This is a genomic window from methanotrophic endosymbiont of Bathymodiolus puteoserpentis (Logatchev), assembly GCF_900128525.1.
Taxonomy (GTDB): domain Bacteria; phylum Pseudomonadota; class Gammaproteobacteria; order Methylococcales; family Methylomonadaceae; genus Methyloprofundus.
In genome coordinates this window covers 1-11,624 of sequence record NZ_FQTQ01000174.1, presented here as the reverse complement: position 1 = coordinate 11,624, position 11,624 = coordinate 1, and the positions used below count along the sequence as shown (strand labels likewise).

Sequence of the window (11,624 nt, the reverse complement as noted above, 5' to 3'; positions counted from 1 at the left end):
GTTGATAAGCTTAATAATCGACCTAAAAAATGTCTGAACTACAAAACACCTTATGAAGCTTTTGAAGAGCTAACTGGGGTAGATATAAAAAATTTACTGGGTTATGCACTTATGACTTGAATTCAGGTGAGGCCAATAGTAGACTTTAAAAGTTTAGGCATGGATTATTGTCCCGATAAAAGGTAAACATAAAGGTAATAAATAGCTTGAGCTAGATAATATATAATAATGTCTCATATATTATATAGTGACTTCAATTTTTATAAAAATATAAGCACTGGGATTATGTATTAAATAGTGTGACGGTCAATCAAGGCTCATCGCGCACTCTTAAAAATACCGCAAACCTTGGAATGCCGCTATCAGTAAAACCTTGGTAGCGATAGCTGATGATGCTGCCTAGCGGTGGTGGGTTATTTCGTTCCTGATGACTAAAGCCACTCCCAATAAAAAAGCTTTTTCCATCTGCGGATTTAACTTGAATCGCGCCCATTTTTCCTGTGAATTGTCCTTTGCCGGGGCGATAGCCAATAACTATTGCTTCCGCATCCGAAAAGGGTTTTAATTTCAAAATATCGTGACTACGCCCGCTGTGATACAAGCCTGATTTATGATGTAGCATCAAGCCTTCACCTCCTTGATTGGTTACTAATTGCAAACGGCGCATAAGCTGTTCGTGGGATGCTATTTGAACTTGTTCAATAAATTGCAGAAAGGGAGAGGGTGATTGTTTTGCCATAGACTGCATTTGGCTAACTCGGTCTGAGAAAGTTCCTGAGTGCTTGGGCAAATCAAAAATCATAAATTTGATTTTCTTCCAGCCTAAATGCGGTTGTTGTTTGCGGACGATAGAAACAGTTTGCTGATATTCACCTCTAGCTACCCATAATTCACCATCCATTATGGTTTCTGGAAAATTTTGGGTAAACCATTTAGGCGCATTCAATAACAAACCTCCTCTGGAAATAAGTTGCTGACCATCCCAACGCGCGCGCACGCCATCCAGTTTTTCGCTAACCCAATATTGGGTAACATCTACCGAAGCGTCAAACACCTTAGCTAACATTAGGTTGGGCTTGTTAGCGGCTATAGCTGGAGTAATAGTGAGTAGGCTTAATATCAAGAATAATACACGTAAGGTCTGACGATTTATATTCCGCATGATATTTGTCCTTAAGTAGGGCGGACTTCAGCCCGCTAATGTAATTAATCACCAGGCTGGCGGACTAAAGTTCGCCCTACAATTTGTTATTTGAAAGGAAGTTTCCGCGTGCAATCTTGTTTATATTCTTGAATAAGCTCTTGTTCACGCTGTAAAAAATCAGCAATTAATTTAGCAAACTGGCTGTTTTGTATCCAGTGGGCGGAGTAGGTTGTTATCGGTTCAAAGCCACGGGAAATTTTGTGCTCGCCTTGCGCACCAGAGTCAAAACGCTGTAATCCGTGTTCTAGGCAATATTCCAAGCCTTGATAATAACAAGTTTCAAAATGCAGACTGTGATATTCGTCATAACAGCCCCAGTAACGCCCGTATAAAGTTTGCGCGCCAATAAAGCTAAGTGCTGCCCCTATATAGCGGTTGTCTTTGCGTGCAAGTACTAATAATATTTGTTCAGGCATGGTCTTGGCAAGCTGCTTAAAAAACTCAAGATTCAAATAGGCAGATTGTCCACGTTTCAAATAAGTCATTTCATAAAATAAAAAAAATACCTGCCATTGTTGTTCGGATATCGCTAACCCCGAAACTCTGTCTAAACGAATACCTTGCTCCTGTACTTGACGCCGTTCTTTATTTATATTTTTACGTCGCCTAGAAGTGAAGGATTGTAAATAATCAGTGAAATCACTATAGCCATGATTGAACCACTGGAATTGGATTCCTTCGCGTAAGAGTAGCTGTTCAGCGAGTAAGTTAGTTTGTGTGGGCGTAGGAAATAAGCAGTGTAGACTGGAAATATTATTAAGTTCTGAGTGCTGTTTGATGTACTCCAAACAGGCGTTAATTATAGCTGCATGGTCAACATCATTGTATATTAAAAAGCGTTGTCCTGCGCAAGGCGTAAAAGGAATCGCATTAACTAATTTAGGATAATAGTCCATGCCGGATTGGTAATAAGCATCCGCCCATTGTTGATCAAACACATATTCACCACGGGAATGATTTTTTAAATACAGGGGCATCGCACCAATCAACTCTTGTTGTTCAAACATTAATAGGTGCTGTGGAGTCCAGCCTGTTTTACTACAGACTGAGCCGCTTTGCTCCAATGCTAGCAAAAACTCATGGCGCACAAACGGATCTTTATTTTGCACGAGGCTGTTCCAGCAGGCAGCATCAACTTCTGTCATACTATTGATTTGCTTAATAACCATATCAAATGAATAAACCCTATTCGCAGGCGTGTGAAAATAACAAAGAGCCTATTCTACATAAAATTAAAGACATTTTTCTCGAATCTACCACGGTCTGGGAAATAGGCAGTGGCACAGGGCAGCATGCTTGTTATTTTGCCCGCAACCTCCCGCATCTTCAGTGGCAAGCAACAGATTTAGTGAGCAATTTAAACGGTATTAATAGCTGGATTGAAGCGTCTGGATTAGAAAATTTAGCTCAAAGTTTGGCTTTAAATGTTAGCGATAAGCAATGGCCTGGTCAGGAAATTGAAGCTTTATTTAGCGCTAATACTTTGCATATTATGAGTTGGGCAGAGGTGGAATGCTTTTTTTCAGGAATGGGTCAATATTTAACCCAAGACGCGAGAGTCTGTATTTATGGCCCCTTTAACTATCATGGTGCATATACCAGTCCTAGCAATGAGAGTTTTGACCAGTGGTTAAAATCACGTGATCCGCAAAGTGGTATTCGTGATTTTGAGGTGATAGAAAAGTTAGCTAAATTGGTGGGTTTAAGTGTTAAAGATGACTTTGCTATGCCGGCTAATAATCGCTTGTTAGTCTTGCATCGAAGTTAATGGGTTTATCGGGTTGGGAAATTCAAGAGGTAGGATGAAAATAAAAGTAAGCTGAGTTATCAATGCCCGATCGTTTGTGTATAAAAAAAGCCCCGTTCAAGAAAACTTGAGCAGGGCTTTTTTGTTTCTTAGGAAAAAATTAGCAAATTAAATTTTGCCGTCTAGTCCCATTTGGAAGTATTTGTGCGTGATTTTGTCTTGGTTGTCTAGTAACCAATCGATACCTGGCTCATTATTCATTGCTTTTTTTATCGCTAAAGCCGTTGCTTTACGGTGAATATCAAACAAAATTTGGTGATCTAAGTTGTCATCAGTAGATACACTAGGGTTTAACCAAACTGAGCAAATAATACCTAGCTCATTGGCTTTTTCTTTAGGAATATCACCCGCACGAACCGCATCTAATACACCATTAGCAATTGCAGCTTGTACCGTACCCATTAGAATATTGGTGTAGCGGCTGTTGTTTACGGTTACTTTACTCACCATTAAGGTAAGAGGACGTACTTGAACATCAGTATTTAAAATAGCGAAAACTTTAGTGTGCCCTTTAACTTGATCGCCAGTTAAAGTCGCCAGCGCTGTACCAACAGGGCCATCTAATTCGCCAATGATGACTTCAGGTTCTGCAGCTGTGCCTGGTGGACCACCTGCTACTAAAGCTTCGCCACTACGGAAAATGATTCTATCGCTCATGTTTCTCTCCAAAAAACTTAAATGATTGTACTAGAACCCAGTAGAATAACATTTTTTTGATCTAAATTTTAGTTTCATGACTGAACTTACTGTAAAAAATCATAACCGTAACGCAGCAGGCTTAACTTATATATATCCTGTTATTTCACGGCGTTCGGGTGGTTTGTCGATAGGTATTAACTTTAATACCAATAATGCCTGTAATTGGCGTTGTGTTTATTGTCAGGTGCCTAATTTAGATTTAGGTGCTGCTCCTGAGTTAGATTTTGAACTTTTAGAAACTGAATTAACATTTTTCTTGCAGGATGTGTTGCACGGTGATTTTTATAATCGCTTTGCAATGGATCCAGAGTTGCGCATAATTAAAGATATAGCGATTTCTGGAAATGGTGAGCCGACCAGTGTTAAAGGCTTTGCTAAAGCGATTGAGTTAATTATACGCGTTACTGAGCAAGCAAAAATCCCCGATCCATTCCACTATGTGCTGATTACTAATGGTAGCTTGATTCATCATAGCGATGTACAAGATGGTTTAAAATTATTTAATCAATATAATGGGCAGGTATGGTTTAAGTTAGATAGTGCGACTGACGAAGGTCGAAATCTAATCAACCATTCAGCGTTAAGTTTACAAAAACATACGGAAAACCTACTTATTTCGGCAAGACTTTGCTCTACTTGGCTGCAAACCTGTATGTTGCAGGTTAAATTAGGTCCGAGCTTGGTTAATATGACGGAGCAAGAGGCTTATTTAGCTTTATTACAACGGGTTAGTGAGAAGGTTACCTTACAAGGTATTATGTTGTATAGTCTTGCCCGTGAATCTTTGCAGCCCGAGGCGAATATGATTGCAAGTGTTACTGAGAAGCAACTTAATGATTTTGCAGGGCGAATTTGTCAGTTAGGCTTAAAGGTGAAGGTATCTTTGTAGTAATAAAGACATAGGTATTATTATGGCTAAATTTTTGCCGGCTATTATTTTTATTCAATTATTGACCTGCGGCTTGGTATTGATGGCGATTACTTGGTCATATGATATGCAATTAATTATTGTTATTGTATTTATAGCAATCATTATTTCAGTTTTAGCAGCTTTCTGGTTTTCATCGATTGCGCGGAATATTTATATAGACGATCAAGCGACATTACTAGAACGTCACGCTCAAGATAGAGAAAAGATTCGTCAACAAGCAGAAATAGAAAAAGCCAGTATTGTGCAAGAAAAATCTCAACTACAGGATAGGCATGCGAGAGAGCGAGAGCAGATATTGTTAGATGCTGAGCGTGATAAAGCCAATACAGTGGCTGCAAGTTATAAAAAAATTGAGCAAGAAACGAGAAAAGCGCATGCTAGAGCAAACTTTAAAGTGGGCTTAGCTTTTGCAGCCGCTGCAGGTGTTGGTGGGGTGCTGATTTTTAGTCAGCTGATTACCATAGGTGCTATGGTAATCGTAGCTTCAGGCAGTGGCTTAAGTGGTTATATATTACGCGCTAGGCAAGAGCGCTTATCTCGGAAGAAACAATTAGCACTTAATGAGACTAAGTTACTGACAGATCAATCTGAAAAATCATCTTTATGGGGAAGATTGAAGAAAGATTAAGGCGTATTTTTCTTAGTCAATAAAGGCTTAGCGAATTAGACTCTGCGTTTAGGCAGGGCATTACAGGTAAGATACGCAATGTGTACTCTGCGCGAAGATAGTTACTTATACTTCCACATTTAGATATAACCGTGTTCTTTAAACCATAATACAGCATCACGATACGCTTCTTTTACAGGCGTAGGCTTTAAGCCTAGTTCTTGTATGGCGCGATTATGCGTGCCAAATTTACCGCAATTTAATAAGCGAATCGAATGGTAATTAAAACGTGGATAAACATGCGGGAAAAATTTGCGCTCAACCCAATCTTTAACAATCGCAATATTTTGCATAACAAAGGTTGGAATGACTAATTTTGGTTTGGGTTTGCCCGTAAATTCTTCTAACCAGTCCAGTGTTTCATTAATCGTGTGCTGCTCGCCTGTTAATAAATAGCGCTCACCGACTATACCTTTTTCCATTGCTAATAAATGACCCTGGACTACATCTTGGACGGGGACGAAATCAAAGCCACCTTTCACCGAGCCGCGCATTTTTCCTTGAGCAAATTCAATAATAGTTCTGCCTAATAATGACGGTTTAAAGTCCCAAGGGCCAACTATGCCTGATGGGTTAACGATCACAGCAGGTAAACCACGTGCAATTTCTTTATAAACTTCTAATTCAGCAAAGGTTTTAGATATTTCATAATCGGTGGTCATTTCATAAGGACTGACCGCCCATTTTTCATTCGATGCGCCATCTGGGTTATTCCCCACAGCGCCAAATGAACTGCAATGTACTACTTTTTTAACGCCTTCTAAGCGACAGGCTTGCATTAAATAACGCGTGCCGAGTACATTTACATCATAAAGTTCTTTGCGGTCACCGTTACGAATACTGACAAAAGCCGCTAAGTGGTAGACATAATCACAGCCTTTTACCGCATTGATAAGGGACTTTTCATCCTTTAAGTCTCCGTAAGCATGCTCTATATTGAGTCCTTTGACTTCGGTATTATTGCTTTCTTTACGTAAAAGTACACGGACTGTTTCGCCTCTATTTAATAGTGTGCGTACTAAATTTGCGCCTAAGTGCCCAGTGGCACCTGTTACTAATATTGTCATAAATAATTTATTTTAGTTCCCATATTCTTGCGTGGGAGTTCATAAAGGAACGCACTCTGCGTTCCATAGCTCAGAGTGTTGCAAGGTGCATTCCCACGCAGGGTTGAGGGCAAGGAAAAATAGGCTTATAAACCAGCTACTTCTTTTTCTTCCAGCATCTTATTATAGTCACGTAGCTCTTTTTTAGTGAGTCCAGCCCCAGTAAACACATAGCGCTGTTTATCTTCTTTCTGTTGTTTTTTGCGCAATGCTTCTGTGTGTACGTATTCCTCCCATTTTTCTATGCTCATTTTCTGAAATTCTCCCACAATCGGGTTGAACTCTAAATGTTGAATATCAGGGTGACGCTCTTGTCCTAGCATTTCTTCGGATAAGATGTAGGTATCTTCACCGAGCAAAGGAATAATATATAATTTATTGGCTATCCAGATAACTGTTTTACGCAGAAACTTGGGGACAGGTTTGTTAATGAATGGAATTTCCAAAGGGCCTAATAAAAAGACAAAAAAGCAACGTGTGTTTTTTTCATCAATCGGTGTCATAAACAGCCAGTGTAAATATTTATCGGCTGTATTTGAACCTTGATAAGGGTATTGATACCATAAAGTCATATCTTCTAAGCCAGCCCCTTTCTTTTCTCCCGCAGTTTTCACCGCACTACTTTGGCTCATATCTGTTTCATAATCAATCCAAATAGTATCACCTTCGCGGCGGTAACCTTTTAAGTGAGGGTTTGTGAAGGGTTTAAATTTACGATGTAAAAAGGCATGGTTAAAGTCACATACATTTTCTAGCATCATGCTGTAATGTGCTTTTAGTTTTACATCAATTGGAATAAATTCCCAAGGTTCTGCTTGATCCAGTTGAGGAATTGCAGGGATTTTAACCGTTTCTGATAGGGCTGGATCACCAGGAAAGACCCAGATTAAACCGTATTTTTCTTGTACTGGGTATGAATTGATTTTGATGTTGGGTAATTCACTTTTACCTTTACCTTTACCAAGCTCATGTGAAATTCCAGTACATTTACCGCAGCCATCAAAGTTCCATCCATGATATTGACAAATAATTTCTTCGCCCTCAACAATTCCTGAAGTGAGTCGTAGTTGGCGGTGAGGACAGCGGTTTTCAATGGCGCTTACTTTGCCGCTTTCGCCGCGAAATAGTGCGATAGGACTTTTCCAAAAAATAACCTCCAGTGATTTACCCTTTTTAAGGTTTTTGCTTTCTTCCATGGCATACCAGTAATTACCACTTTGGCCCATAGTGCGGACTAACTCGCGGCGGCTTTTAGGTTTTTTTTCTTCAGTATTCATAATACTCCAAAAATAATGACGTAGTTTTTATAGGGTTATTGTAGCAGAAATGAGCACTCTTATTTGTTAAAAATAGCAATACGTACCATGACTAAAAAACCCTTTAGTTTTTGTAAAAGGCTGGCTTCAGGGCGTAATTTTTCATGACCGGGGAGTGGATGGCCTTTTGCTAATTTACCTATTTTTTCTTTAACAGCTGGGTCTAGTTTGCCCGCTGCAGCGAGTTCAAAAAATAAGGCTTTAGTATTACCTAAATCAAAAAAGTCTCGCTGCCATTCCCATTTGTAATTACCACCATAGCGGAACCAAGAGCCGCCAATACCTTCGACAGTGTAGGGTGTGCCATCTTCACGTTTAGCAGGAGATACTTGGTTCCATAAGCCGATTACCTCGCCTTGCTGTTCATCAATGAGGATGCGGTGATACGGGTACTTCCATTCTTCAAAGCCTTCCATTTGTTCGCCTAATGCCCATTTCTCAATCTCTTGGCGGTTGCGCGCCACAAACTCTTCATTGGGACCTATATTCCATCGATATTCAGCATCATCTGTATACATTGCGCCTAAATGTTTTGGCCAGTCACCATCTTTTTCAGCTTGGCGGTTAGCTTCAAGCCAACGTTCCACCATCTCTTCTAATTCAGCTCTTGGGTAGGTAGCCATATTTGTTCCTTATTTTTGAATGATTTTAATTGCACTGGTCGGGCAGTATTTTGCAGCTCTTTGTGCTTTTTTAAGTAATGCATTGTCGGGAGTATCTTGCAGAACCGTTAGCTTACCCTTGGCATCAACTTGAAAGATTTCGGGGGCTTCTGACATGCAATTTGCATGGCCTTGACAGAAATCCATATCTACTTCGACTTTGAAGGCGTTAAGTGTATCAGTGTTGGTTTTTTTTGATGAGTTTTCGGTCTTAGTTTTTTCCGTATCGACACCGGTACGTCGGGTATAGCGAACCATGCAAGGGGAGTTAGGCTGCACCACCATTTCTTTATAATTATCTATATAAGTATCAGCTGGGTTGACTAATTCAAATTTATAACGGCGTAATAAAATGGCATGAATCGCTTTTAATTGCAGCATGGCAAAAGCATTACCACTACATTTGTGTCGACCTCCACCAAAAGCAATCCAGCTGAAGGGGGTTGCATCTTCTTGGCGCTCTTCAGTAAAGCGATCAGGGTCAAATTTATCTGGGTTAGGGAAAATTTCTGGAATACGGTGTGATACACGAGGAGAAACGCAAACATATTTTCCAGCTTTAATAAGGTAATCTTTAAAGGGTAAGTCTTTAGCCACTTTACGGATAAGAAAAATAAGCGGTGGGTGTAAGCGTAGCACTTCTTTAATAACACGTTCAAATACTGGGATGGCGCGTAAAGATTCAAAGGTGACATCACCATTTTCACCATATAAGGTGTCAAATTCTTTTAATACTTGTTCGTAGCTTCCGGGGTTGCGTGCTAATTCTAAGGCAATCCAAGTGGCAGTTCCCGCCGTTGTGTGGTGGCCGGCAAATAAAGTACCAATCAACATGCCGGTGATTTCATGCGGTGAAAGCGCACTACCATCTTCGTAGCGAGTATCAATCAGCATTTGAAATGCATCGTCACTTTTTTCGGTTTTTTGCGCACGTTTTTCTATAATGCCGGTTACTAATTCTTGTAAGCGAACACGTGCTTTATCACGGCGGCGTAAAACAGGGAGGGGTATATTTGGGAAGATAAAAGCAATCGGTGCCATACCTTTTTCTAGTGCGTGATATAGCTCGGCAAATTCTTCATTCAGTTCATAACGAAATTCATCACCTAGCAAACAATGACTAGAGGTGTAAATAGTTAATTGCTTCATAAACTCAAGTAAATCAACTTCCCCTGATTCTCCCCAGTTTTTAATCGCTTCTTCAACTTCTTGCACAATCACTTTTGAATAGGTGCGCATTGGTTTATCACGTAATACTGGCATCAACATTTTTAATTGTTGATCTTTAATATGCGGTGGCGCATCAAAAACAACGCCTTTACCAAAAATAGGTGTCATTACCTTGTAGGCTTCGTTTTGATCCAGTTGTGCATCTGGGGCGCGGAAAAAAGCTTCATTTCCTTCAGGGCCTGTTAATAAAACCATTTCTTGGTGAAACATGCGAAACTCACCAATTTCTCCAAGCTTTGCTCTAAGCTTCATCATGTAGTCAAACGGATTTTTCCCAAAATCAAACATATGTCCAATAATTGGTTTTGCGCCAGGCATTTTAGGAGGTGTTTTCTTTGCTGCAGATTGCTGAGTGGTCATAAAATTGTGGGATAGTGAAGTGAACTAAGATGCGAGAATATAATAATATGTTAGGGCTAGCCAGTTTTTTGGAAATGCAGATACATTATAAGCCGTTGCGTAGCCAGCTATATGCTGGCTTTAGTTAATATGCCTATAAGGCCAAAAGCTCGTGTCATACTTTCGGGTGTTATTAAATTCCAAGTTTCTAAAGCTCACTATTTAATTAATAGAGGAAATTATTGATTGAAAAAATATTGCAACGCTGTTTTGTGAGCGTTTATAACTAATAAAATGTTGTTGATTTTACGCTGTGCTTGCATAATGTACAAACTATCTTACTTAGAAAATTAGCTCAATTGAGTTGGCTTTGTTAGTGAAATTGATGTCTGAGTTGGCGGATGCCCCTATAAAAATTACCAAGGTTAGAGCATGGATCAAGAATATTTTAATAAAAGAAAAAAGAAATTTTTAATGCAGTCAGCCATTTGGTATGTGTTTTTAGCATTGTTGACGTATTTTTTACCTAAAGTTATGCTGTTCTATGTTGTTTGCGGTCTTTATGATGTGACTCGTAACAGCAATATAGATGGTCGTATGCTGTATCGGTATTTCTTTGGTAATGGTGTACCGACATGGGCATTATCGCCATTTAATATATTAATGGATGTGCTTACACTTCCTTATATCAATAAGAAGATATATCAGTTAGAGGATTTACCTGAGGATTGTCAGGCTGAAATCAAGCATATTCTAGATGTGGTCAAGTCAGAAAATATTGTTGATGAACTGTCTAGTCGTATGGAAAAAATTAAACGCGGTATGATTTTTTTTAAATGGTACGGCAAGAATATTGATAATTTTTATTCAGTCCCGGAGTTTCATAAAGACTATAAATACATTAGAACCATTGGTATTTCTGTGTTTAATAAGAAGGAATCGACTGATGAGCATTATGGGCCTTTACGTACCACTTTAAGGGTGCTTTACAATATTAATGATATAAAAAGTAGAGAGTCATATATCAAGGTAAGGGCAGTGGAAAACCATTGGTGTGATAAAAAGATGTTTATTTTTGATGACACTTTGTCGCATCAGTCATTTAATCAAACAGATGAAGCACGTTACTGTTTGTTTGTGGATATTGTTAGACCGAGTAAATGTCATTTTGTAATGGACTTATTTGTCCAGCTTGTGGCTATTATTATGCAAAAAATGAATCATATTTTTTATAGTAGCTGGGTGTCGTTGAAATAATGCGTTAGCTAGGAAAGGGGAGGTTGCGACAATCTGTCGCGCGTCAATATGCCACATTTTCAGAATGCATTGATGCTTGTAGAATAGCTACAACTCTTAAATTAACTCCTTGCCTCCAAACTAGGAATTAGAGATTTTAATGCGCACAGTCACTAGGCTGGGCGCATTTTTTTTGCTTAAAATTTAGCGCTTTATAGTTGGAAGTTGCGACAATCTGTTGCGCGTCAATATGCCACATTTTCAGAATGCATTGATGCTTGTAGAATAGCTACAACTCTTAAATTAACTCCTTGCCTCCAAACTAGGAATTAGAGTCTTTTTAATGCGCCAAGTCATAGACTTAGCGCATTTTTTTTGCTTAAAATTTGCCTTTGATATTAAGCTTAGGAATGAGCACAAATTAATT

Annotated in this window: 11 protein-coding genes and 1 pseudogene; 5 read left to right on the top strand and 7 right to left on the bottom strand. The window is 39.2% G+C overall.

Annotated features, from left to right (window positions below; all coding sequences use genetic code 11):
• A pseudogene (locus BQ7314_RS16160) lies at positions 1-120 on the top strand (IS30 family transposase); the annotation flags it as partial.
• A gap of 190 nt (positions 121-310) precedes the next feature.
• Here BQ7314_RS16160 and BQ7314_RS12850 read toward each other — a convergent pair.
• Together BQ7314_RS12850 and BQ7314_RS12845 are read right to left on the bottom strand one after the other, a co-directional pair.
• Positions 311-1,162, bottom strand: a complete 852-nt coding sequence (locus BQ7314_RS12850; protein ID WP_174484089.1) for a DNA ligase — start codon at positions 1,160-1,162, stop codon at positions 311-313.
• A gap of 86 nt (positions 1,163-1,248) precedes the next feature.
• Entirely contained in the window at positions 1,249-2,349 is a 1,101-nt protein-coding gene (locus tag BQ7314_RS12845) for a GNAT family N-acetyltransferase (RefSeq protein ID WP_245394999.1), read from the bottom strand.
• Between the two features lie 29 nt (positions 2,350-2,378).
• On the opposite strand from BQ7314_RS12845, the gene BQ7314_RS12840 reads away from it, so the two are divergent.
• Entirely contained in the window at positions 2,379-2,972 is a 594-nt protein-coding gene (locus BQ7314_RS12840) for a DUF938 domain-containing protein (RefSeq protein WP_174484087.1), read from the top strand.
• Between the two features lie 147 nt (positions 2,973-3,119).
• On the opposite strand, the gene fae is transcribed toward BQ7314_RS12840, so the two are convergent.
• Positions 3,120-3,668 (bottom strand): formaldehyde-activating enzyme, encoded by a 549-nt coding sequence (gene fae, locus BQ7314_RS12835; protein WP_174484086.1) that lies wholly within the window; start codon positions 3,666-3,668, stop codon positions 3,120-3,122.
• Between the two features lie 76 nt (positions 3,669-3,744).
• On the opposite strand from fae, the gene BQ7314_RS12830 reads away from it, so the two are divergent.
• Both BQ7314_RS12830 and BQ7314_RS12825 read left to right on the top strand, forming a co-directional pair.
• Positions 3,745-4,599, top strand: a complete 855-nt coding sequence (locus BQ7314_RS12830) for a radical SAM protein (RefSeq protein WP_174484085.1) — start codon at positions 3,745-3,747, stop codon at positions 4,597-4,599.
• A gap of 22 nt (positions 4,600-4,621) precedes the next feature.
• Positions 4,622-5,269: a hypothetical protein gene (locus tag BQ7314_RS12825; protein WP_174484084.1), complete on the top strand. Its 648-nt coding sequence runs from the start codon at positions 4,622-4,624 to the stop codon at positions 5,267-5,269.
• A 119-nt stretch (positions 5,270-5,388) separates the two neighbouring features.
• Here the strand turns inward: BQ7314_RS12825 and sdmB are convergent, their stop codons facing one another.
• The 4 genes from sdmB to BQ7314_RS12805 all read right to left on the bottom strand — a co-directional run bounded on the left by sdmB (position 5,389) and on the right by BQ7314_RS12805 (position 9,982).
• A complete protein-coding gene (gene sdmB, locus BQ7314_RS12820) occupies positions 5,389-6,375 on the bottom strand; it encodes a sterol demethylase protein SdmB (protein WP_174484083.1) in 987 nt (328 codons plus the stop codon).
• A 125-nt stretch (positions 6,376-6,500) separates the two neighbouring features.
• Positions 6,501-7,691, bottom strand: coding sequence for a 4beta-methylsterol monooxygenase (gene sdmA, locus BQ7314_RS12815; protein WP_174484082.1), 1,191 nt, complete (start codon positions 7,689-7,691; stop codon positions 6,501-6,503).
• 59 nt (positions 7,692-7,750) lie between these two features.
• A complete protein-coding gene (locus BQ7314_RS12810; protein ID WP_174484081.1) occupies positions 7,751-8,353 on the bottom strand; it encodes a nuclear transport factor 2 family protein in 603 nt (200 codons plus the stop codon).
• A gap of 9 nt (positions 8,354-8,362) precedes the next feature.
• On the bottom strand, positions 8,363-9,982 hold the full coding sequence (locus BQ7314_RS12805; RefSeq protein WP_174484080.1) for a cytochrome P450: 1,620 nt from the start codon (positions 9,980-9,982) through the stop codon (positions 8,363-8,365).
• 411 nt (positions 9,983-10,393) lie between these two features.
• Between BQ7314_RS12805 and BQ7314_RS12800 the strand changes: the two genes are divergently transcribed.
• Positions 10,394-11,218, top strand: coding sequence for an aspartyl/asparaginyl beta-hydroxylase domain-containing protein (locus tag BQ7314_RS12800; RefSeq protein WP_174484079.1), 825 nt, complete (start codon positions 10,394-10,396; stop codon positions 11,216-11,218).
• The last annotated feature ends 406 nt before the right edge of the window (positions 11,219-11,624 follow it).